Genomic DNA, 22,174 nt, shown 5'->3' with positions numbered 1-22,174 from the left:
GGGGCGGGGGCGGGGCAGAACCGGGAGCGGGGAACCGGCAACCGGCAACGAGCCACGGGAAAAGGGGAACTACAGGAAGCTGACGTTCTGTGCGAGGGCGAGGCGGCTGGAGTAGTTGATGGTGTTGGTCGCCGGGCGCATGTACGCGCGCCAGGCGTCGGAGCCGGACTCCCGGCCGCCGCCCGTCTCCTTCTCCCCGCCGAAGGCACCACCGATCTCCGCTCCGGAGGTGCCGATGTTGACGTTGGCGATGCCGCAGTCGGAGCCCTCGCAGGAGAGGAAGCGCTCGGCCTCCTGCTGGTCGCGGGTGAAGATGCTGGAGGACAGGCCCTGCGGGACGTCGTTGTGCAGCGCGACGGCTTCCTCGAACGTGTCGTAGGTGAGGACGTAGAGGATGGGGGCGAACGTCTCCTCCCGTACGACGTCGGTCTGTTCGTCGACGCGGATGATGACCGGCTCGGCGTAGGCCGCCCGGGGCGCGATGCCGGCCAGACGACGGCCGCCGCCCGCGAGGACCTTGCCGCCCCGCGCCTGCGCGCGGGCGACGGCGTCCCGCATGCCGTCGAGGGCGCCGGTGGTGATGAGCGGCCCGACGAGGGTGTTCTCGTCGAACGGGTCGCCGATGGGGAGCTTGGCGTATGCCGACGTCAGGCGGGCGACGAGCGTGTCCGCGATGTCGCGGTGGACGATGAGGCGGCGCAGGGTGGTGCAGCGCTGTCCCGCCGTGCCGGCGGCGGCGAAGACGATGCCCTGGACGGCGAGGTCGAGGTCGGCGGAGGGGGCGACGACGGCGGCGTTGTTGCCGCCGAGTTCCAGCAGGCTGCGCCCGAACCGGGCCGCGACCCGGGGGCCGACCTCGCGCCCCATGCGGGTGGAGCCGGTGGCGCTGACGAGCGCGACGCGCGGTTCGTCCACGAGCCGCTCGCCGACGGCGCGGTCGCCGAGCAGCAGACGGTGCACGTCGCGGGGGGCGCCGACCTCCTCGGCCGCCCGGTCGAGCAGCCGGTCGCAGGCCAGTGAGATCAGCGGGGTGAGTTCGGAGGGCTTCCAGACCACCGTGTCACCGCAGGCCAGGGCCACTGCGGTGTTCCACGACCACACGGCGGCGGGGAAGTTGAAGGCGGAGATGACGCCGACCACGCCGAGCGGGTGCCAGGTCTCGGCGAGGCGGTGGCCGGGGCGCTCGGAGGCGATGGTGCGGCCGTAGAGCTGCCGGGACAGACCGACCGCGAAGTCACAGATGTCGATCATCTCCTGGACCTCGCCGAGCGCCTCCGAGCGGATCTTGCCCGCTTCGACGGTGATGAGGTCGGCCAGGTCGCTCTTGTGGTCGCGCAGCAACTCGCCCAGACGGCGGACGAGTTCGCCGCGCCGGGGAGCCGGCGTGGCACGCCAGGTGAGGAACGCCTCGTGGGCGGCGCCGACGGCCTCCTCGGCGTCCGCGTCGCTCGTGGCGGCAAGGCCGAAGAGGTCCTCGCCGGTGATGGGTGTGCGGGCGGGGAAGTCGGTGCCCTCGGGGACGGTCGCGCCGACGCGCTCCAGGCTCCCGCGGGCGCGGGCGCGCAGGTCCTCGGTGGTGGGCAGGGTGGTGCTGGTGGTCATGGTGCTCCCTTGAGAGTGGTGAGGGGGTGAGGAGGTCCGGCAGGCGGGGTCAGCCGGGCGGGCCGTCGAGTTCCAGCTCCCGGGCGACCTGGGCGAGGGAGTGGTCTCGCTGCCGCTCGTACAGGGCGTAGGGGTCGAGGACTTCACGGTCGAGGGCGCCGGAGAGCCACGCGCTGTCGTAGGCGGCGCCCTGCCGCTCGTTGTCCCTGGAGCCCTCACCGCTGAGGTTGGACTGGAAGATGCCGGCCGCCGAGCGGGGCAGGAAGTCCTCGTAGACGATGGGCTCGGCGCGTACCCAGCCCTGGTCCAGCAGGTCGCCGAGGGCCTGGGGCGGGCGGCTGCCGTCCCCCGGCCGGCCAGGGGTGACGCGGTAGGTGAAGTATCCCAACCCCTGGGCGGCCAGGTCGCGTTCGGTGCCGGGGACGTGCTCGGTCCACAGGGCGCGCGCGAGTTCGGTCCGCTCCGCGCCGGGGTGCTGGGCCGCCTGCTCGTCGACGAGGGTGAGCAGGCGGTCGTAGAGGGCCCGGCCCTCGCGGGTGACGGCGATGCCGCGGGCTTCGACCTCGCCGAACCGCACGCGCAGGGCACCGCTGGTCACGCCGCCGTCCGGGGCGCGCAGGGCGCGGGGCTCGGCCAGGGCCCGGAAGGACGTCTGGCGCAGCAGCAGGTCGGGGCCCTGACACGCGGGGGGACCCTGGATCGTGTCGATCATCTCGATGCCGCGCTCGGTCATGCGCCGGTAGAGCTCGTCGATGTCGAGGACGCGCGGGGTGAGGTGGTTGATGTGGGTGCTGCGTACGCCGCCGATGTCCGCGGCGACGGCCGAGACCTTCTCCAGCGTCTCGTACCAGGCCCTGTCGATGGGTTCGGGTGACAACTCGAAGGCGGCGACGGCTAGTCGGAGGAATGGTTCGGCGTCCTGCTCGGACAGTCCGCCCTCCGCCTCCGCCCGGTCCGCCAGGTCGAGCAGCGTCGGCGGGAACAGCTCGCGGGCGGCGAGGAACGTCTCCAGGCGGTCCCGCAGATCGGTGTCGAAGAAGCGGGGGTCGGCGGGGGTGAGCATGGAGGTGAAGACGCGGAAGGGATTGCGGGCCAGCTCGTCGCCGTCGACGGGACGGAACGCGGTCGATACGACGGGTACCGCGCTGGAGGCGGCTTCGCGCAGGTCGTAGAAGCCGACCGGGTGCATGCCGAGGGCGCCGAAGACACGGGCGACCTGCCGTAGTTCGGCCGGGGTGCCCACGCGGATGGCGCCGTGCCGTTCGGCGGTCACCCGGCTGATGGAGCCGAGGCGTTCGGCGTCGGCGCCTCGCGCGCGCAGCACCTCCTCGTTGACCTCGCGCGAGACGTCCACGAGCGTGGTGTAGGCGGGGACCTCCCGCCCGTACATGTCCGAGAGCCGGGCGGCGAAGGCGGCGCGCAGCCGCCACTGGCTGATCATGGAAGGGTCTGCCTTTCGAACGGGGACGGGCTCACACCACGTGGGCCTCGGGACGGATCTCGGCCCCGGTCCGGAAGCGGTCCGCGCTGAGGGGGGAGATGTCGACGAAGGGCGTACGGTCCAGGTGCAGGTCGCGCAGGATCTCGCCGACGGCCGGGGCCTGCAGGAAGCCGTGGCCCGAGAACCCGGTGGCGTACAGGAAGTCGGGCAGCTCGGCGGAGCGTCCGATCAGCGCGTTGTGGTCGGGGGTGATCTCGTACAGCCCGGCCCAGCCGCCGGTCGTCGCCATGTCGGCCAACGCGGGGGCGCGGTGCCGTGCGACGTTCCGGAAGAGCTCCAGCCACTCCGGGGTCCAGGTGGTGTCGAAGCCGTCCGGCTGGCCGGGGTCGGCGAGGCCGAACAGCAGCCCGTCGTCGCTGTTGTGGAAGTAGGCCGACGACGCGAAGTCGATGGTGAAGGGGATACGGGGTGCCGGGGGCGTGAGCGGCTCGGTGAAGGCGAGCTGGCGGCGTACCGGCCGCACGGGCAGGTCGATCCCGGCCATGGCGCCGATCCGTCCCGACCAGGCGCCCGCCGCGCAGATCACCGTGGAGCAGGAGACGGGGCCGTGGTCGGTGTGCACGGTGGTGACGCGGTCGCCGGCGGTGTCGATGCCGGTCACGCTCGTGTGGGTGGCGAAGGTGACGCCGGCGCGGGCCGCCGCGTCCGCGTACCCCTGGACGACCAGGGCGGGGCGGGCGTGGCCGTCGGTGGGTGAGTAGACCGCGGCGACGAGTCCCTCGGTACTGATGTACGGGCACAGCCGGAGGGCCTCACCGGGGGTGATCACGCGGCTGGGCACGTCCAGACCGTTCTGGACCTCGACGCACGTCTCGAAGTCCGCGGCCTGCCGGTCGGTGGTGAGCAGGAAGAGGTAGCCGACGCTGTCGAGGCGGATGTCGGCGCCGGGGCGGTGCGGGAAGTCCTGGAAGGCGCGCAGGCTCCGGCTGCCCAGTTCGATGTTGAGCGGGTCGGAGAACTGGGCGCGCACGCCGCCGATCGGTTTGCCCGAGCTGCCGCCGCACAGCTCGCCGCGCTCGACCACGACGATGTCGGTCACCCCCGCCTCGGCGAGGTGGAACGCGATGCTGGTGCCCATCACCCCGCCGCCGATGATCACGACGTCGGCGGCGGGCGGAACGGTGCGGAAGGTGGAGGAGAGGGACAAGAGAGTGTCCTTCCAGAGGCCGACGCCTGAGCCGAAGGGACATCGTTCGGGGACGCGGCTGGGCCGTCAGTGAGTCCGTGCGTGAGTCCGTCAGGGAGTCTGTCGGGGGAGGGGGGACGCTGATCAGCTAGCTGTCCGTCATCGTGACGCAGTCCGACCGTTGACGTCCATGAACAGTTGGTGCCGCTGATCTATTAGCTTCTCCATATGGACTGGACGAGCTCCCAGCTGCGCTCCCTGGTGGAGCTGACCCGGCGCGGAACCATCACCGCGGTGGCCCAGGCACTCGGATACACCCCCGGTGGGGTCTCCCAGCAGATCGCGGCGCTGGAGAAGGCCACCGGTATGGAGCTGCTGCGGCGGGTGGGGCGGCGGGTGGAGCTGACCGACGCGGGGCTGACGCTGGCCCGGCACGCCGAGCGGATCCTGTCCACGGAGGCCGAGGCCGTGGAGGCGCTGGAGCGCAGCCGGGGCGAGGTCTCCGGGATGCTGCGGGTCGGCCTGTTCACCACGGCCGCCGCCGAGATCCTGCCGCTGGCCCTGCGCCAGGTGCACGAGGCGCATCCCGGGCTGGAGGTGCGCAGCCGCGACATGGACGTGGACGAGGTGTACGACGCCGTCGCCTCCGGCGGTGTGGATCTGGCGCTCGGTCTGGACTACCCGGACGTGCCCATCCCGCGCGATCCGGCCCTGCGGGTGACGCGGCTGTACCGGGAGCGGTTCTCCCTCGCGGTGCCCGCCGGGGCGATGGACGGCCGGGAGGAGATCGCCCTGGCCGACACCCGGGACCTGAGGTGGATCCTGCCGTCGGTTGACAGCTACTACGGCCGCGCCGTGCGCACCGCGTGCCGCCGGGCGGGCGTCGAGCCGGATGTACGGCACCAGGTGACGGACACCGCGGCCACCCTGGCGCTGGTCGAGGCGGGTATCGGGGTGAGCACGGTGACGGATCTGATGCTCAGACTGCGCGCCTCGCACGTCGACGTGGTGCGGCTGCGCGAGACGGTCGAGCGGCACATCGTCGTGGTGTTCCGTTCCTCCGCCCGGCGCCGGCCCACGGTGGCGGCACTGGTCGACGTCCTGCGCACGGTGGCCGGAGCCCGGCGCGACACCTCGGCGTGAGGCCGCGAGGGCGCGATGCCGCGAGGCGGACGCGGAGCCGGGTACCGAGGAGGCTGCGCCGACAGGGGCGCGCCGGAGACAGGGGGCGCGCCGGGGGGCGCGCCGGGGGGAGGGGCGCGCCGGAGGACCCTGCGGGCACAGCCGCGCCCGAGGACTCCGCAGGCAGGGTCGCGCGGATCCGTCACGTCGGTTCGGCCGGGTGCAGAAACGGCTCGTCCACGGGTATGGCCCGCCGCAGCGAGTCCAGCATGGTGGCCAGCAGCGGATTGCTGTTCTCGCGGCGGTGCAGGGCCAGCACGGTGCGGTGCGCGGAGCGCTGGGTGAGCCGGGTGGCCTCGACGGTGTCGCTCGGGGCGTGTCCGAGCGCCGGTACCACCGCCACTCCCAGTCCGGCGGACACCAGCTCCCGTACGACGTCGTAGTTGTTGCTGCGGAAGGCGATCGTGGCCTCGAACCCGGCCGCCGCGCACAGCCGGACGAGTGACTCCGCGCCCGCGGTGTCCTCGCGGCTGGTGATCCAGCGGGCCCGGGAGAGGCGGGGAAGTTGTGCGCTCAGGCCGCTGTCGCGGGCGCGGAGCAGGGCGAGGTCTTCCCGCAGCAGCCGGTGGCGGACCAGAGAGCCGGGCCACCGGCGGGGGCTGAGTCCGTACTCGTACACCAGGGCGATGTCCAGGTCACCGCTGCCGAGTGCGGCGACCAGTTCCTCGGGCTCGCCCTCCTCCAGCTGGATCTGGGCGCGGGGGCGGCTTTCGGTGAACGCCGACAGGGCGGACGGTACGAGCCTGACGCCGGCCGTGGGAAAGCTGCCCAGCCGCAGCCGGCCGGTGACACCGGTGGCCAGCTCCCGCACGTGCCGGTCCAGGTCGTCGAGGGCGGCCAGTGCGTGATCGCTGAGGTCGACGAGGCGGTGCGCCGCGGCCGTCGGACGGACCCCGTGCGCCTCCCGCTCGAACAGCACGAGCCCGGTCTCCCTCTCCAGGGCGGAGATCTGCTGGGAGACCGCCGACGCGGTGTAGCCGAGATCGCGGGCGGCGATCGCGAACGAGCCGCCGCGGAGCACCGCCCTCAGCGTGAGCAGGTGCAGGGGTTTCAGCAACGCGGACTCCTGGCAGAGAGCGGGCGGGGCGGGCGGGGCCGGGGAGCGAGCGTAAGCGTTCTTTGCCCTGGAGCGTCGATTCTGTCGCTCCTCTGGCTCTTGTGGGCGACCTGCCGGACCTACATCGTGGGGAGGACGGACCCACCCGTGGGGAGAACCAGGGCCGGCCGAGCAGGGAGGGCCGAGGGCCTGTGAGCGCGAAGGAGCGAGCCCGGTGACCATGACAGCGCGGGAGCGCGGCGGCGTCGACGCGGCGGCTGTGGCCGCGGCCCTCGCCCGCGGGGACTGTGGCGAGGTCGCCGGTGACGCCGGCCGCCGGGCGCAGTACTCGGCCGACGCCTCCAACTACCGTCAGGTCCCGCTGGCGGTGGTGTTCCCCCGGCACCGGCGGCACGTGCTCAACACCCTCGCCGTGTGCCGCCGTCTGGGGGTGCCGGTCACCTCGCGCGGAGCCGGCACCAGTACCTCCGGCCAGGCGGTGGGGCCGGGCGTGATCCTCGATTTCTCCCGCTGCTTCAACCGGCTGCTCGCGCTGGACCCGGGAGCACGGACGGCCACGGTGGAGCCGGGCATCGTCCTGGACGATCTGCAGCGGGCGGCCTCCGGCCACGGCCTCCTCTTCGGCGCCGACCCCTCCACCCACAGCCGCTGCACGCTCGGCGGCATGATCGGCAACAACGCCTGCGGATCGCACTCCCTGGCCTGGGGACGCACCGCCGACAACGTCCTGGAACTCGACGTGGTCACCTACCGGGGCACGGTGGTGCGGCTCGGCGAGATGACCCGGCGGGAGATCGACGAGGCGATCGCCGTCGGCGACGACCGGGGGCGACTGATCGCGTCCCTGCACCGGCTCGCCCAGGACAACCTGGCCGCGCTGCGTACGAAACTGGGGCGGTTCCCCCGACAGGTGTCGGGCTACGCGCTGGAACACCTGCTGCCCGAGCGCCGCTTCAACCTCGCCCGGGCCCTGGTCGGCAGCGAGGGCACGCTCGCCGTCGTCCTCTCGGCGACCGTCCGCCTGATCTCCCCGCCCCCCGCCCGTGCTCTGGTGGTCCTCGGCTTCCAGGACGCCGGCGCCGCGGCCGACGCCGTACCCGCCCTGCTGGAGCACCGGCCGCTCGCGCTGGAAGGACTCGACCAGGCACTGACCGACATCGTCACCCGCCCCGAGACCCGGGCCACGATCGACACCCTGCCCGCCGCACGGGCCTGGCTCTTCGCCGAACTCGGCGGTACGGCAGACGAGTTGCCCCTCCGTGCCACCGAACTCGCCGAGACCGCCCGGCAGTCCACGGGCTTCACCGGCAGCGAGGTCGTCACCGATCCCGACCGTGCCCGACGGCTGTGGCGGATCCGTGAGGACGGAGCGGGCCTGGCCACGCGCACGCCCGACGGCGCCGAAGCCTGGCCCGGCTGGGAGGACGCGGCCGTCCCTCCCGGCCGACTGGGCCCCTACCTGCGCCAGTTCACCCAACTGCTCCAGCGGTACGACCTCCGGGGCGCGGTCTACGGGCACTTCGGCGAGGGCTGTCTGCACGTCCGTATCGACTTCGACTTCACCACCGGACGGGGCACCGCCGTGTTCCGCGCCTTCGTCACCGACGCCGCGAAGCTGATCGCCGCACACGGCGGCTCGCTCTCCGGCGAACACGGCGACGGCCAGGCCCGCTCCGAACTGCTGCCGCTCATGTACGGGCCGGAGGTCATCGCCCTGTTCGAGGAGTTCAAGAACGTCTGGGACCCCGACAACGGCCTCAACCCCGGCATGATCGTGCGACCGCTGCCCCTGGACGGCAACCTGCGGGTCAGCCCGCACCGGACCCCGCTGCCCCTGACCTCGGTGAGGAAGGGCTTCGCCTTCCACGCCGACGACGGCGACTTCGCCAAGGCCACCCGCCGCTGCGTCGGCGTCGGCAAGTGCCGTACGGCCGCCCCTGGCGGTGACGTCATGTGCCCCAGCTACCGGGTCACCCTCGACGAGAAGGACTCCACCCGGGGCCGCGCCCGCCTGCTGTACGAGATGACCCAGGGCGAGGTGATCACCGACGGCTGGCGGTCGACCGAGGTCCGCGACGTCCTCGACCTGTGCCTGTCCTGCAAGGGGTGCAGCGTGGACTGCCCGGTCGGGGTGGACATGGCCACGTACAAGTCGGAGTTCCTGCACCACCACTACAAGGGCCGCGTCCGGCCCGCCTCCCACTACACGATGGGCTGGCTGCCGCTGCTGTCCCGCCTGGCCGCGAGGATGCCGCGACTGGTCAACTCCCTCACCGGCTCCCGGCTGGCGCCCGCCGTCAAGCGGCTCGGCGGCATCGACGGCCGGCGTGAGATCCCGCGCTTCGCGGACGAGACCTTCCTGAGCTGGTTCCGCCGGCGCACTCCCCGGGGAGACGGCGGACGCGGCCCGGTGATGCTCTGGGTCGACTCCTTCAACAACCACCTCACGCCCGAGGTCCTCCGGGCCGGGGTCGCCGTGCTGGAGAACGCCGGCTTCCGCGTCCGGGTCCCGGACGGTACCCAGTGCTGCGGACTGACCTGGGTCACCACCGGTCAACTCGGCGTCGCCCGCCGCGTCGCGCGGCGCACCCTCACCGCCCTGACCCCCGCGATCGAGGCCGGCCTGCCGGTCGTCGGCCTGGAACCCAGCTGCACGGCGACGCTCAGGACCGACCTCCCCGAACTCCTCGACGGCGACGGTGACGACCTCGACCAGGTGCGCGCCCGTGCCCGCGCCCTCGCCGACGCCACCGTCACCCTGGCCGAACTCCTCGTCCAGCGAGCCCCCGACTGGCAGCCCCCGCGCGTCGACGCCCACTCGATCAGCCAGACACACTGCCACCAGCACGCGACCTCCGGCTTCGGCGCCGACAGCGCCCTGCTGCACCGGATGGGCGTCGACAACACCACGCTCGCCTCCGGGTGCTGCGGCCTGGCCGGCAACTTCGGCTTCGAACGCGGCCACTACGACCTCTCCGTGGCGGCGGGCGAACAGGTCCTGCTCCCCGCCGTACGCTCCGCCGCCCCGGACACGCACATCCTCGCCGACGGATTCAGCTGCCGTACCCAGATCGCCCAGCGGACCGACCGGACCGGCACCCACCTCGCACAGCTCATCGCCCGCGCGCTGCCCGCCACCGATACCGACAAGGAACCCACCCGTGACTGACGCACTCTCCCTCGTCGACGACTGGGGCCCCGAGAAGATCGTCGTCGTCTCGCACCGGCGCACCGGCATGAAGGGCGTCCTGGTCATCGACAACACGGCCCGGGGCATGGGCAAGGGCGGAACCCGCATGAGCCCGCGGGTGACGGTCGGCGAGGTGGCCCGCCTCGCCCGGGTCATGACGTGGAAGTGGGCCGGTGTCGACCTCTTCTACGGCGGCGCCAAGGCCGGCATAGCCGCCGACCCGGCCGCCCGCGACAAGGAGGCCGTCCTGCGCGCGTTCGCCCGCGCCCTGTCCAACGAGGTGCCCCGCGAGTACGTGATGGGGCTCGACATGGGGCTGACCGAGAGTGACGCCGCCATCATCCAGGACGAACTCGGCGACCGGGGGGCCGCCGTCGGTACCCCCGAACACCTCGGCGGTGTCGCGTACGACAAGCTCGGCGTCACCGGATACGGAGTCGCCGAGGCCACGGACGCCGCGGCCCGCCACCTGGGCCTGCCCCTGGCCGGAGCCCGCGTCGCGATCCAGGGTTTCGGCGCCGTCGGCAGCGCGGTTGCCAGGCGATGCGCCGAGCTGGGCGCCACCGTCGTGGCGGTCTCCACCGCCCACGGGGCGCTGCACGACCCCGGCGGACTCGATGTCGACGACCTCCTGACGGCCCGCGAGGAGCACGGCGACCACTTCGTCACCCTCCCCGCCCAGGGCACCGCGCTCGCCTCCGGCGCGGAACTCACCGTGGACTGCGACATCCTGGTGCCCGCCGCCCTGCAGGACGTCATCGACCGCACCACCGCGCAGGAGATCAAGGCCAAGCTCGTCGTCGAAGGCGCCAACCTGCCCACTTCCGCCGAGGCCCAGGGCATCCTCGCCGAGCGCGGCATCACGGTGCTCCCCGACTTCATCGCCAACGCCGGAGGCGTCGTCGCCGCCGCCTTCGCGATGGACGCCCGCCACTCCGGCTTCCGCCCCGACACCCCCGCCATCTTCGAGACGATCTCGACCAGGCTGCGCGCCAACACGGTCACCGTCCTCGACGAGGCCCACCGCCGAGACGTCACCCCCCACGCCGCCGGCCGCGCCCTGGCCGAACACCGGGTCCGCACCGCCATGCGCAGCAAGGGCCGCATCCCCCGCGACTGACCACGCCCTGGGCCGGTCTCCGGGGAGCGGCGCGGGCAGTCAGCCGGAACCGGGAGCGGAACTGCCGGATACCTCGTGCCCGGCACGACGGCGGTACTCGGCGTTGATGCGCTGGGCTTCCTCAAGCTGGTCCTCAAGGATGACGATGCGGCAAGCGGCGTCGATCGGGGTGCCCCTGTCGACGAGCTCGCGGGCACGCGCGGCGATCCGCAGTTGGTAGCGGGAGTACCGGCGGTGTCCGCCCTCCGAGCGCAGCGGAGTGATCAGCCGGGCCTCACCGATGGCTCGGAGGAAGGCCGGGGTGGTGCCGAGCATCTCGGCGGCCCGCCCCATCGTGTATGCGGGGTAGTCGTCGTCATCCAGACGACCACTGAGGGGGGTATCTGCTGTCATGTCACCTCGTCGTGCAACGCGTCGAGGGGCCCTGGTGCCGTACGGCACCAGGGCCCCGAAGGAAATTCAACACCATCTGTCGGCCCTAATGCTGTGCCGACCTTCTGTTTCCGCTACCAGCCCTGCAGAAAGGGGGGTGCGGGGATCGCGGCTGCGTGACCGGGGACCACCTTCCAATCCGGGGTCTTGCGGTACCCGGCCGAGTGTTCCCGGGCCGGGCGATCCTGATGGCGTCTGCTCCTCCGTTCTTCCTCTGAACCAACTGTTGGTGAACTGCTACTGCGGTACTGCTGTGTGGTGCTGCCGGCGGCCCCTCGACCTGCGGGCCACCCAGTGCGGCTCTCAGCCCCGTCGCCGTACTGACAACACCTTGGCTTCGGGACTCCAGAGCCGCACTGACCTGCGAACTTGATGTACTGCAACCCGCCAGTTCGTGTCTGCCGGGTCTCGCTTGACCGTGTCAACGAGAAAAAGACTAACCGCGACCAAGCTCAATGTCTACTCTGTCGAAAGTAGATTTCGAGTCTCTGGGGGCGCAGATAGCCTGTGGGCCGCAGCGACGCCGTGCCGGAGGCGAGCGGACGGCGAGACAGCGGTGAGACGGCAGCGGTGAGACGGCAGCGGTGAGACGGCAGCGGTGAGGGCCCTGCCGACGCGCGTCGGCAGGGCCCTCACCGGGATCCTGATGGCGGTTTCCCGCCCGTCCTCATACCTCCAGGGAGGATGCGCCGAGCAGTGCCGACGCGGTCTGGAGCGGAGTGGGAACACGCGCGGGCGTGGCCCTGAGGTGGTCGTGGCAGGTGAAGCCGAGTCGGTCCAGGGCCCGGACGACCTCGCCGCTGGTGAAGTCGCGGCGGTCCTGTCGGGTGATGACCTGGCCCACCTGCTTGACGGGGTAGCGGCGGCGGCCGATGGTCACGGACTCACCCGTGACGAGCTCGGGAGTGACGCCCTTCATCGAGGCGAGCACTCCGCTCTTGGTCAGGTCGAACGGGTACCGGGCGATGACACAGCGCATGATGCCCCACAGGGAGAAGGAGAACGGGCTGATCGGCGGGAGCGGATCAGAGGGAGAGGGCGAGGACGCCCGGGGCCCGGCCGTGCTCCCCCACGGCGACGTGCCGAGGGGCGGGCGAGGTGAGGGGTCCGTGGAGGACGTCCCGGAGACGGATCCGGTCCGTGTACGTGGAACTGCCTCGGTGAACGGCGAGTTGTGCCCGGGTGACCGAACCCGTGCACCGGTCGTCCGCGTCGCACAGGAGGAGGTACTCGACACGGGCACCGGCCATGACGGACAGCGCGACCTCGACGGTCATGTCGTCCCCTACCCGGGGGCCGGGCGCGTCGTCGTCGACCACGGTCATGGGGGAGGGACCCGCCTGGCGTCGCTGTGTCCGAACCGGTGTCAAAGCTGCCTCCGCGGAGTTGGTGGGCTTGTGGTCGGTGTTTCTAGTACCGCGGCACTAGGCCGCCGAGCCGAAGGCGGGCTGCTGCGCCCTGCGCCGCCCCGGACGTCCGGTGGCGCGCCCCTGGGCGGGGCGGTCGCGGCGGCCCCGGGACGAGGGAGCCGCGGAGGACGTGGCGCGGCGGGGGGATGCCGGGGCCGGTGCGGCGATGACGACGGGGACACCGGAAGGGGCCTGGGCGCCTGTGATGCGGCTCAGTTCCGCCTCACCCGAACGCACCGAGGTGATCCGGGGGGTGATCGCGGCCGAGGCCATCAGCCGGCTCATGCCGCGGCGCTGGTCCGGTGTCACGAGGGTGACGACGCTGCCGGACTCGCCGGCGCGGGCGGTACGGCCGCCGCGGTGCAGGTAGTCCTTGTGGTCGCCCGGCGGATCCACGTTGACGACCAGGTCGAGGTTGTCGACGTGGATGCCGCGGGCCGCGACGTTCGTCGCCACCAGGACCGTCACATGACCGGTCTTGAACTGGGCGAGGGTCCGGGTGCGCTGGGGCTGGGACTTGCCGCCGTGCAGAGCCGCGGCGCGGACGCCGCTGTTCAGCAGGTGCTTGGTCAGCCGGTCCACGGCGTGCTTGGTGTCCAGGAACATGATCACCCGGCCGTCTCGCGCCGCGATCTCGGTGGTCGTCTGGTACTTGTCCGCCTCGCGCACGTGGAGCACGTGGTGCTCCATCGTGGTGACGGCACCCGCCGACGGGTCGACGGAGTGAACCACCGGGTCGGTCAGGTAGCGGCGGACGAGCAGGTCGACGTTGCGGTCCAGAGTGGCGGAGAAGAGCATCCGCTGCCCTTCGGGGCGCACCTGGTCGAGCAGGGCGGTGACCTGGGGCATGAAGCCCATGTCGGCCATCTGGTCGGCCTCGTCCAGGACGGTGATGGTGACGCCGTCCAGTCGGCAGTCGCCACGGTCGATCAGGTCCTTGAGCCGCCCCGGCGTCGCGACGACGACCTCCGCCCCGGCCCGCAGCGCACCCGCCTGCCTGCCGATCGACATGCCGCCGACCACGGTGGCCAGCCGCAGCCGCACGGCGCGGGCGTACGGGGTGAGCGCGTCGGTGACCTGCTGGGCCAGCTCGCGGGTGGGGACGAGGACCAGGGCGAGCGGCTGCCGCGGCTCGGCGCGTCGGCCCGCTGTACGGGCCAGCAACGCGAGGCCGAAGGCGAGGGTCTTGCCCGACCCGGTACGGCCGCGGCCGAGCACGTCACGTCCGGCGAGGGAGTTCGGCAGGGTAGCCCCCTGGATGGGGAACGGTACGGTCACGCCCTCGTGCCCGAGCGCGGCCAGCAACGGCGCCGGCAGGGCGAGGTCGGCGAACGACTCGACGGCGGGCAGCGCGGGCGTGACCGTCACCGGCAGCGCGAACTCGCCCTGGGGTGCGGCCGGTCGGCGTTCGTAGCCCTTGGAGCGCCGCGGAGCCCCCGAACGCTGGGCGGCGGAGCCCCCGGAGCGGTCGTAGGTGCGGGTCGAGCGGGTCGAGCGGGCGGTGCGTGCGCGGTTCAAGCGGAACCTTCCTCGATGTGAGTACGTAGGCACGTAGCAAGGAATTTCCGCAGCAAGATGAACGGCGCAGAGAATCGCGAGAACGGGCCTGAGATGATGGGCGCCGAGTCGGATCGACGGGGAATGCGTCACCATCCGGTGATGCGGTGGGTCTTCCCGTCACGCGCCCTGAAATGCAGCGAGCTGGGGCCCGCACCCCAAGGTGCGGGCCCCAGCTGCGAAGTATGCGTTACTGCAGGTGTCAGGCGGGAACGATGTTCTCGGCCGTCGGGCCCTTCTGGCCCTGCGCGATGTCGAAGGACACCTTCTGACCCTCCAGCAGCTCGCGGAAGCCCTGGGCGGCGATGTTCGAGTAGTGGGCGAAGACGTCGGCGCCGCCGCCGTCCTGCTCGATGAAGCCGAAGCCCTTTTCCGCGTTGAACCACTTCACGGTGCCAGTAGCCATGTCATTTCTCCTTCGGAGACGAAGTCTGGAATTCGCCCTGTGCGGATTCCGCGTCGCCGTGCTGATTAACCCGTCGGAAAATGAACCTTCTGGCAACCACACCTGCAACTGAGATCGACATTAGCACGGTGTGATCGGCCCTGCGCGGTGGATAATTCCGCTCCGCTCGGCGGCCGAGGAATACTCGCCGTGTGCCGCACCTATTTCTCACCTCGCGGACACAGATATTGATCAGCGCGGACACGGTGTTCCCGTCGGCTGCTTCCGGCCACAGCGCCATGACCTCCGTCGATGAGCCACGCGCCGCCGCCGTCGGCGTCGACGGACGGGACAGCGGCGAACCCGCCGAGATCCCCCCATCGCGATGAAGGTCACATCGGCCAGGTGATGCTCGGGTCGGTCAGTCGGGTTTTGCCGCGCTACGCCCACTGCCCGGTCGGCGGTGGTGTGGCAAACGGCCGAGCGTCACTGACCGCGTCCGCTACGAGGCCCGCCGCCCTTGTCCCGCCGTGCGGTCGGGCGGGGGCCGTCGTCCGGGTGGGCGCGAAACGGGTGAGGACGGGGCCAGTTCTGAGTACCCGGGGGTACCCGACAGGGCCGAATGGCCCCCGGGGACGGCCCGACGGCCCCTGGGCGCAACGGGGCGACCGCACCGAGGCTTGAAGCCGAAGGGCCGCGCGTCGGCGACGGTCCGGGACGGGAGTATCCAATGAGTGATCCGGTGATCGTGGGTGTGGACGGCTCCGCCTCCGGCATCGACGCCGTCGAGGCCGCGGCCCGTGAGGCGCACCTGCGCGGGGCGGGACTGCGGATCGTGCACGCCTTCGGCCGTGCGTCCGGACACCTGTCGGTCGGCGCGCCACCGTGGCACCCCGCCGACCACGGCCTGGAGGCGATGGCGCGGGGGGCACTGGCCCGCGCCGAGGAACGGGCGCACGAGGTCGCTCCGGACATCCGGATCACCCGGTCGGTGGTGGCCGGGGAGGCGCTCGAAGTGCTGGAGATCGAGTCGCGGTCGGCCTCGCTGGCGGTGGTCGGGTCCCGGGGCCTGAGCGGCTTCGCCGGGCTGTTGCTGGGCTCGACGGCGGTGCATCTGGCCGCCCACGGCGCCTGCCCGCTGATGGTGGTGCGGGGCCGCCCCGATCCGGCCGGCCCGGTGGTCCTGGCCGTGGACGGCTCCGAGGCCGGTGCGGCGGCGGTGGGGTTCGCGTTCGCCGAGGCGGCACTGCGCGAGGCGCCGCTGGTGGCCGTACACGTGTGGAACACGTGGAGCGAGCGCGCCTACGAAGGTCCCGGAGACCCCCTGACCGCCGTGGTGGTGGGCGCCGACCGTCTCCACGAGGCCGAGCAGCGCCTGCTGGACGAGACGGTGGCCTCCTGGCGGACGCTGTATCCCCAGGTCGAGGTGGAGCGGCGCCTGGTGCGTTCCCGGATCCGCCCGGCCCTGATCGAGGCCAGTCGCGACGCCCAGCTGATGGTGGTCGGTGCCCGGGGACGCGGCGGCTTCTCCGGTCTGCTGCTCGGCTCGGTCAGCCAGGCCCTGCTGCACCACGCCGACTGCCCCGTCGCCGTCGTGCGTGGCAAGGAGTGACCGTGTCCCGGCGGACCACGGCTGAGTGACCGTGTCCCGGCGGAACCACGGCCCGGAAACCACACCGTGTCGGCACCGCCCGCGCGGCCGACACCCACCGGAGCGATGCCGCCGAGGTGCGGACCTGCTCGGCGTGGCCCCGGCCACGGGCCTGACCACGGCGGACGCCCGGGCGCGGACCGCCGCCCGGGGCGCCCACGAAGGGACGGCCCGAGCCGTCGCCTGGCCCTGTGAGCGGAATCGCCGTGGCCGCCTGCACGCTCGTGGCCCTCCCGCGCCGCGAGTACCCAGCCGATCTCGCGCTGCGGGCGGTGGCCCTGGCCGTCGCCGCGATCCCCGAGGGACTGCCCTCCGTTTTCGCGCTCACCCCGACCCTGGGCTGGTTGTACCTGGCGCCCCGGAGCGGTGTACGCGGCCGGCGTCGGTGCCGGCCGGACCGCCGACGCCTGACGTCGGCAACCCGGGCGCCCGGGGCCGGACAAGGCTGTACAGTCACGGCTGTGGGCGGCGCGGTATACCACTTCGGGCAGTACGAGTTGGACACGGAACGCCGTCGGCTCAGCCGCGACGGACAGCGTGTCCACGTCGAACCTCAGGCTCTGGATCTGCTCTGCCACCTCGTCGAGCACCGCGATCGCGTCGTACCGAAAGAGGAACTTCTCGCCACGCTGGGGCACGGACACACGGTCACCGAGGCCGCACTCGCCACCTGGTTGCGCACGGCCCGCCTCGCGATCGGTGACAGCGGCACACGACAGCAGTTCATCCGCACCGTGCGCGGGCACGGCTGTCACTTCGTCGCGCGCGCGACCGTGACCTCCGCCGATGCGCCCGCTCCGCCCGCCACGCCCACCGTCCCCGCCGTCGCGGCGGCGGGGCAGGCGGACCACGAGGTCATCAGGTTCTGCCGGTCCGTCGACGGCACCCGCATCGCCTACGCCACCACCGGCGACGGTCCACCCCTGGTGAAGACCGCCAACTGGCTGTCCCACCTCGATCTCGATCGGACCACCCCGATGTGGGCACACTGGTTCGACGGCCTCACCCGCGACCGGCAGCTCGTCCGCTACGACGAACGGGGCTGCGGCCTCTCCGCACGGACGGTGCCCAGCTTCACCCTCGACGACCTGGTCGACGACCTCGACTCCGTGGTCGATGCCGTCGGCCTCGACCGCTTTCCCCTGCTGGGGGTGTCACAGGGCGGCGCGGTGGCGGTCGCCTATGCCGCGCGCCACCCCGAGCGGGTCAGCAGGCTGGTCCTCACCGCGGCCTACGCCCGGGGACAGCAGATCCGGGCCGGCAACGACGCGGAGCGCTATGCCGCTCAGGTCGACCTGAACATCGCCCGCGCCGGATGGCGCTCCCAGGACACCAGCTTCCTGCGCTTCTTCGCCTCCCAGTTCCTCGCCGACGCCACACCCGCGGAATGGGACGCGTTCGCCGCCTACTCACGGCAGACGACCTCGCCCGCCAACGGTCTCCGCTTCCTGGAGGAGTTCGCCCGCATCGACGTCTCCCACATCGCCCACCGGGTGACCTGTCCCACGCTGATCATCCACTCCCGCGACGACGCGCGCGTCCCCGTCGCACAGGCGCTGGAACTGGCCACTCTCATCCCCGACAGCCGACTCATCCTGCTCGAAAGCCGTAACCACCTGTTCACCGCCGCCGACCCCGCCTGGCCCACCTTCCTCTCCCACCTCGACAACTTCCTCGCCGAGTAGCCCGGGCGGGCACGTCCGAGGACGGGACGCCGCGCACGCGCCCGGACCGGTGGGCTTTGAGACCCCCCGCGACTCTGCTGCGCAATTCGGCCGGGCGGCAGACACCGGCAGGAGAAGCCGCGACGGCTACCGCGTTGTCGCAGGTCGCGGTCCGCGCATCGGAGCCGCCTCAGAATCGCGCAGCAGAGTCACCCGCGCCGGCCCGGCCCCACGGAATGCGCGAAAGGCCGCCCGGCCTGCGGCCGGACGGCCCTCCGGCAAGAGCGTGGACGCGGTTCCGGGCCGGTGCCGGAACCCGTCCCCGCTAGTGCCGCGGCAGGCGACGTTCGCCCCGTCGCGGCGCCAGGCACGCCCTCTCGCCGCACCGGCCGAAAGCCCGAGTACGTCCAGGCCCTTCGGGCGGATGACGCCTTCCGGCCGGCACACCGATAGCACGTACCGGACGCCGCTCCTTCACGGGCAAAGGACCGACAAACTCATTCGCCGGGGCGTCCACATCTCCGTGAAGGCCCTGGAGGACGACATCGCGGCGTGGATCGACACCTGGAACGAGAACCCGCGGCCCTTCACCTGGACCAAGACCGCCGACGAGATCCTCAACTCCCTCGCCGACTACCTCACCAAGATCGGAACCGGCAACCAGAAAACAGAGGAGAACCAACCCTCAGAATTTCTGGCGCAGCACACTAGTGCCGGATCAGGCAATGTTTGCCCTGTCGACGACGGCGCGTAGGCGTCGGTCGTCGGCATGGCGGTTTCGCCAGATGATGTAGCGGCGGATCATGCTGCCCTGTTCCTTGTGGTCGGCATGGTCGGTGCCGTCGAGGGTGAAGTAGCGCAAAGCGGTGAACTGGGCCTCGACGCGGTTGAGCCACGAGGAGTTCGTCGGGGTGTAGGCGATCTCGACGTTGTTCGCCGCCGCCCAGGTGCCGACCCGCTGGCACTTCTTCGTGGTCAGATGCGGGGAAAAGTTGTCGCAGACGATCGCGATGCGGACACCGGCCGGGTAGAGGGTGCGCAGGTAGCGGCAGAACTCCAGGAACTGAGTGCGTCGCTTGATGGGCTTGATGTGGCCGTAGAGCTTGTCCTTGGCCAGGTCCAGAGCGGCGAACAGGTGCCGCACCCCGCCGTAGCGGTTGTAGGTCGCCCGCCGACGACGACGTGGTTCACGGTCGGGGTCCTTGTACTTGCCGCCGCGTTCGGCCCACTGCCGGCCAGGGTGGGGCATCAGGTTGAGCGGCCCGAACTCGTCCAGACAGAAGACGACTTCGGGCTCGCCCTCCTCGGGTATGACCTCGCCGTCGGCGATGGCATACAGGTGCTCGACGCGTGCCTTCTTGGCCGCGTAGTCCGGGTCGCGGGAGGTCTTCCAGGTCTTCAGGCGTTGAAAGGAGACGCCTTCCTCGCGGAGCAGGATGCGAAGGCCCTCGTGGCTGATGTCGTCGACCACCCCCTCGGCGACCAGGAAGTCCGCCAGCTTGGTCAGACTCCAGGTCGAGAACGGCAGGTCGTGCTCGGCGGGCTTGGACTTGGCGATCTTCTTGATCTCGCGACGCTCGGGCAATGTGAACGTCTTGGGCCGGCCGCCCTTGTACTTCGGATACAGCGACTCGAAGCCGTCGGTGTTGAAGTTGTGGATCACATCGCGGACCCGGTCGTCGCTGGTGAACGACACCTCGGCAATCTTCGCCACCGGCATGCCCTGCGCGGACAGCAGCACCATCTGGGCCCGCCGCCAGGTCACCACCGACCCAGTCCCCCTGCGGATGATCCGCAGCAGCCGTCTGCCCTCGTCGTCATCGATCTCACGCACGCGTACTCGTTCTGCCACCCGGACAGAGTGACGGACACGCGCCGCCCGACACAGCACCCGGACGACGCGTCACATCACAACAGGGCAAACGTTCCCTGCTACGGCACTAGCCGATGACGATGTCGCAGTCGGCCCTGCCGCGGGCGGCGATGTCGGCGAAGTCCGCCTGGATGCTGGGGTCGTACGCCGCCGAGCTGACGCTGCGGGTCTTCTTGCCGGGCACGGCCTTCTTCCCCGTCCGGTGCGAGACGGACGCGGCGTCCCACGTCAGGTCACAGGTCCAGTGGAACTTGCGGACGAGGAGGTTCGAGTTGCGCCCGTTTCCCTCGACCGACCAGTTGCCGTCCGCCTTCACCACGAACGTGACGTTTCCTCTGACGCCACGGCTGCTGTCGCCCGTGGCGAACGTGACCGAACGGCCGTCCGCGGCGACCTGCTTGGTGGTGTCGTTGGCCTGCGCGGGAACCGCTCCCAGCAGCAGGGAGCCCACCCCGGCCCCCGAGGCGATCAGCAGCGCCAGCCCCCGCCGAGTCCGGATCCGGCCGGACGTCCTGGTGTTGTCGAGTCGCATGCTCTGTCCTTCTCTGTCGTGTCTCGCGTTCGGGGTGAGCGCCGGGTCGGAGGGGGCCCGCTCGACCGCTCCTCGGCCCGGCACCGCTCCAGCATCGGGTCCGCCACCGGGCCAAGGCTTGACGGAGGTCTGAGGCTTTCCTGAGGAGGGCCTGAGGGCGCCGCCCCCAGGCCCGCGAGGCTCGTGCGGAACGAGCCCCCTCCGGCCGTGCACGGAGACGAGTACGAAGGCGAGTACGAAGGCGGTGAGCCGGCGGCCCGCGGCCACCGCGGGCACACGACGGTGCCGGTGGAGGCCGGTCAGCCGGTCAGTCGCCGTGGGCCCGTTCCCCGGTGACGCCGGCGTGCGGATCCCTCCGCCAGGAAGGCGTCGATGTGGGCCAGGAACTCGTCCCAGGCCGGTTCGAACGCGGTGAGCAGGTGATTGCGGCTCTTGAGCAGGACCAGTCGGCTGTCCGGAATGAGGGCGGCGAACTCACCGGCCTGCGCGACCGGCACCCGCTCGTCGTCGCGCGAGTGGAGGATCAGCGTCGGGCACTCCACCAGATGGGCGATGCCGGACACGTCGATGCGGGCGAACTCCTCCAGGAAACGGACCCCGTTGGCCGGCGAGGTCGTCTGCCGCTGGAACGTGGTGAACTCGGCCCAGTCCTCCGGCGTTCCCTCGGGCAGGAACTGGGAGGCGAAGACCCTCAGGAACTTGGGGTCCTGGTGGATCCACCCCACCCGCGCCAGATCCAGGTCGAGGGACGCCTCGTCGAGCTCGGCCTCGCTCCGGGCCCGGACCTGCCGTCCTCGGGCGTATGCCCCGGCGAGTATCAGTCGGCTGACCCGCTCGGGGCGGCGTACGGCGTAGGCCACCGCCACGGCGCCGCCCTGCGACACTCCGAGCAGGGGGAAGCGGTCGAGGCCGGCGGCGTCGACCACGCTGTCGAGGTCGTCGACCCAGTCGTCGAACGTGAAGCCGGGCACCGCCCAGTCCGAGAGGCCGCACCCCCGCTCGTCGTAGCGGATCAGGTGGCGGTTGCGGGCGAGGCCGCTCAGCCAGTGCGACCACACCGGGGTCGTCCATTCAAGGTCCAGGTGGCTCATCCAGTTGGCGGCCTTGAGCAGGGGCGGGCCCGAGCCGACGGTGGCGTAGGCGATACGGGTGCCGTCGCCGGCCCGGCAGAACCGGATGGTCTGCCGGTCGGGGCCGATCGGTCCGTGGGCTGCTGCCGACTCGGGCCCGGGGGAAGGGGAGTCCCCGACGGTGGTCGTCGGGGCCACGAACTGGTAGCCCCGGCGGTGCGCGGTGCGGATCAGGTGCTGCCGGCTGCCGGTGTCACCCACGGCCAGGCGCGCGGTCCGGAGCGCTGTGGTGAGGGCGGCCTCGCTGACGAAGCGGTCACCCCACACCTCGTCGAGCAGCTCGCTCTTCGGCACCACCCGGTCCCGGTGCTCGACGAGGAGGCACAACAGGTCCAGGGCCCGGGGCTCGACGTGGACCGGTTCGCCGGTCCGGTGGAGCTGGCGCCGAGCCGTGTCCAGCTCGTACTCCCCGAAGCGATATGTGTCCGCCTCCACCTTTGCAGCGTACAACTCCGGTTCCCCGGCGTACACATGAGCGATCGACAGGTATGCCGACGCAGGATCCGGGATGGGCTGACGGCTCGGCGCCACCTCGCGCCGCAGTTCCCGCGCCGTACCGGGTCCTTCGCGAACTCGGCCACGTACTCACGCACGAGCAGGCGCAGCTCGTCCTGCTCGGCCGCCGTCGGAGGCTCGTACCCGTCGCCTGTCGCCTGTCGCCTGTCGCCTGTCGCCTGTCGCCTGTCGCCACCCGGGCACTCGGGCATGAGGTGGACGAGGCAGTTCTGGGCCCTCGAAGCGGGGCAGCGCGCCCCCGCACGGC

Annotated in this window: 17 protein-coding genes and 1 pseudogene; 6 read left to right on the top strand and 12 right to left on the bottom strand. The window is 71.7% G+C overall.

Annotated features, from left to right (window positions below; translation table 11 throughout):
* Positions 1-69: 69 nt before the first annotated feature.
* The 3 genes from WBG99_RS16720 to WBG99_RS16710 are packed head-to-tail and all read right to left on the bottom strand — an operon-like array spanning position 70 to position 4,250.
* Complete coding sequence (locus WBG99_RS16720; RefSeq protein ID WP_338897076.1) at positions 70-1,602, bottom strand: aldehyde dehydrogenase family protein; 1,533 nt, start codon at positions 1,600-1,602, stop codon at positions 70-72.
* A gap of 49 nt (positions 1,603-1,651) precedes the next feature.
* Positions 1,652-3,043: a VOC family protein gene (locus WBG99_RS16715; protein ID WP_338897075.1), complete on the bottom strand. Its 1,392-nt coding sequence runs from the start codon at positions 3,041-3,043 to the stop codon at positions 1,652-1,654.
* A gap of 31 nt (positions 3,044-3,074) precedes the next feature.
* On the bottom strand, positions 3,075-4,250 hold the full coding sequence (locus WBG99_RS16710) for an FAD-binding oxidoreductase (RefSeq protein WP_338897074.1): 1,176 nt from the start codon (positions 4,248-4,250) through the stop codon (positions 3,075-3,077).
* A gap of 207 nt (positions 4,251-4,457) precedes the next feature.
* Between WBG99_RS16710 and WBG99_RS16705 the strand changes: the two genes are divergently transcribed.
* Positions 4,458-5,372, top strand: coding sequence for a LysR substrate-binding domain-containing protein (locus WBG99_RS16705; RefSeq protein WP_338897073.1), 915 nt, complete (start codon positions 4,458-4,460; stop codon positions 5,370-5,372).
* Between the two features lie 181 nt (positions 5,373-5,553).
* Here the strand turns inward: WBG99_RS16705 and WBG99_RS16700 are convergent, their stop codons facing one another.
* On the bottom strand, positions 5,554-6,468 hold the full coding sequence (locus WBG99_RS16700) for a LysR substrate-binding domain-containing protein (RefSeq protein ID WP_338897072.1): 915 nt from the start codon (positions 6,466-6,468) through the stop codon (positions 5,554-5,556).
* Between the two features lie 214 nt (positions 6,469-6,682).
* On the opposite strand from WBG99_RS16700, the gene WBG99_RS16695 reads away from it, so the two are divergent.
* Both WBG99_RS16695 and WBG99_RS16690 read left to right on the top strand, forming a co-directional pair.
* Positions 6,683-9,637 (top strand): FAD-linked oxidase C-terminal domain-containing protein, encoded by a 2,955-nt coding sequence (locus WBG99_RS16695; RefSeq protein WP_338897071.1) that lies wholly within the window; start codon positions 6,683-6,685, stop codon positions 9,635-9,637.
* Complete coding sequence (locus WBG99_RS16690) at positions 9,630-10,778, top strand: Glu/Leu/Phe/Val dehydrogenase dimerization domain-containing protein (protein ID WP_338897070.1); 1,149 nt, start codon at positions 9,630-9,632, stop codon at positions 10,776-10,778. Before WBG99_RS16695 ends, WBG99_RS16690 begins: the two co-directional genes overlap by 8 nt.
* A 39-nt stretch (positions 10,779-10,817) precedes the next feature.
* On the opposite strand, the gene WBG99_RS16685 is transcribed toward WBG99_RS16690, so the two are convergent.
* From WBG99_RS16685 to WBG99_RS16665, 5 genes are all read right to left on the bottom strand, one after another.
* Entirely contained in the window at positions 10,818-11,171 is a 354-nt protein-coding gene (locus tag WBG99_RS16685) for a MerR family transcriptional regulator (RefSeq protein ID WP_338897069.1), read from the bottom strand.
* A gap of 706 nt (positions 11,172-11,877) precedes the next feature.
* A complete protein-coding gene (locus WBG99_RS16680) occupies positions 11,878-12,189 on the bottom strand; it encodes an SCO5918 family protein (protein ID WP_338897068.1) in 312 nt (103 codons plus the stop codon).
* Positions 12,190-12,235: 46 nt separating this feature from the next.
* On the bottom strand, positions 12,236-12,535 hold the full coding sequence (locus WBG99_RS16675; RefSeq protein WP_338897067.1) for a hypothetical protein: 300 nt from the start codon (positions 12,533-12,535) through the stop codon (positions 12,236-12,238).
* Positions 12,536-12,634: 99 nt separating this feature from the next.
* A complete protein-coding gene (locus WBG99_RS16670) occupies positions 12,635-14,137 on the bottom strand; it encodes a DEAD/DEAH box helicase (RefSeq protein WP_338897066.1) in 1,503 nt (500 codons plus the stop codon).
* Between the two features lie 241 nt (positions 14,138-14,378).
* Complete coding sequence (locus WBG99_RS16665) at positions 14,379-14,582, bottom strand: cold-shock protein (RefSeq protein ID WP_004986771.1); 204 nt, start codon at positions 14,580-14,582, stop codon at positions 14,379-14,381.
* Positions 14,583-15,291: 709 nt separating this feature from the next.
* On the opposite strand from WBG99_RS16665, the gene WBG99_RS16660 reads away from it, so the two are divergent.
* From WBG99_RS16660 to WBG99_RS16650, 3 genes and pseudogenes are all read left to right on the top strand, one after another.
* A complete protein-coding gene (locus WBG99_RS16660) occupies positions 15,292-16,173 on the top strand; it encodes a universal stress protein (RefSeq protein WP_338897064.1) in 882 nt (293 codons plus the stop codon).
* Positions 16,174-16,673: 500 nt separating this feature from the next.
* Positions 16,674-17,897, top strand: a complete 1,224-nt coding sequence (locus WBG99_RS16655; RefSeq protein ID WP_338897063.1) for an alpha/beta fold hydrolase — start codon at positions 16,674-16,676, stop codon at positions 17,895-17,897.
* Positions 17,898-18,363: 466 nt separating this feature from the next.
* Positions 18,364-18,525 (top strand): annotated as a pseudogene (locus WBG99_RS16650) (IS630 family transposase); the annotation flags it as partial.
* A gap of 69 nt (positions 18,526-18,594) precedes the next feature.
* Here the strand turns inward: WBG99_RS16650 and WBG99_RS16645 are convergent.
* From WBG99_RS16645 to WBG99_RS16635, 3 genes are all read right to left on the bottom strand, one after another.
* Positions 18,595-19,728 (bottom strand): IS630 family transposase, encoded by a 1,134-nt coding sequence (locus tag WBG99_RS16645; RefSeq protein WP_338896412.1) that lies wholly within the window; start codon positions 19,726-19,728, stop codon positions 18,595-18,597.
* Between the two features lie 88 nt (positions 19,729-19,816).
* Entirely contained in the window at positions 19,817-20,281 is a 465-nt protein-coding gene (locus WBG99_RS16640; protein WP_338897062.1) for a hypothetical protein, read from the bottom strand.
* 299 nt (positions 20,282-20,580) lie between these two features.
* Complete coding sequence (locus tag WBG99_RS16635; RefSeq protein WP_338897061.1) at positions 20,581-21,846, bottom strand: alpha/beta fold hydrolase; 1,266 nt, start codon at positions 21,844-21,846, stop codon at positions 20,581-20,583.
* Between the last annotated feature and the right edge of the window lie 328 nt (positions 21,847-22,174).

Source organism: Streptomyces sp. TG1A-60 (genome assembly GCF_037201975.1).
GTDB lineage: Bacteria > Actinomycetota > Actinomycetes > Streptomycetales > Streptomycetaceae > Streptomyces.
The sequence above is the reverse complement of the archived record's forward strand: the minus strand, read 5'-3'. Positions and strand labels throughout refer to the sequence as shown.

Excerpts from the sequence above, each read along its gene's own strand:
- WBG99_RS16665 (WP_004986771.1), bottom strand. The coding sequence starts at position 14,582 with ATGGCTACTGGCACCGTGAAGTGGTTCAACGCGGAAAAGGGCTTCGGC.
- WBG99_RS16715 (WP_338897075.1), bottom strand. The coding sequence starts at position 3,043 with ATGATCAGCCAGTGGCGGCTGCGCGCCGCCTTCGCCGCCCGGCTCTCG.
- WBG99_RS16660 (WP_338897064.1), top strand. The coding sequence starts at position 15,292 with ATGAGTGATCCGGTGATCGTGGGTGTGGACGGCTCCGCCTCCGGCATC.
- WBG99_RS16685 (WP_338897069.1), bottom strand. The coding sequence starts at position 11,171 with ATGACAGCAGATACCCCCCTCAGTGGTCGTCTGGATGACGACGACTAC.
- WBG99_RS16675 (WP_338897067.1), bottom strand. The coding sequence starts at position 12,535 with ATGACCGTGGTCGACGACGACGCGCCCGGCCCCCGGGTAGGGGACGAC.
- WBG99_RS16680 (WP_338897068.1), bottom strand. The coding sequence starts at position 12,189 with ATGCGCTGTGTCATCGCCCGGTACCCGTTCGACCTGACCAAGAGCGGA.
- WBG99_RS16720 (WP_338897076.1), bottom strand. The coding sequence starts at position 1,602 with ATGACCACCAGCACCACCCTGCCCACCACCGAGGACCTGCGCGCCCGC.
- WBG99_RS16640 (WP_338897062.1), bottom strand. The coding sequence starts at position 20,281 with ATGCGACTCGACAACACCAGGACGTCCGGCCGGATCCGGACTCGGCGG.
- WBG99_RS16705 (WP_338897073.1), top strand. The coding sequence starts at position 4,458 with ATGGACTGGACGAGCTCCCAGCTGCGCTCCCTGGTGGAGCTGACCCGG.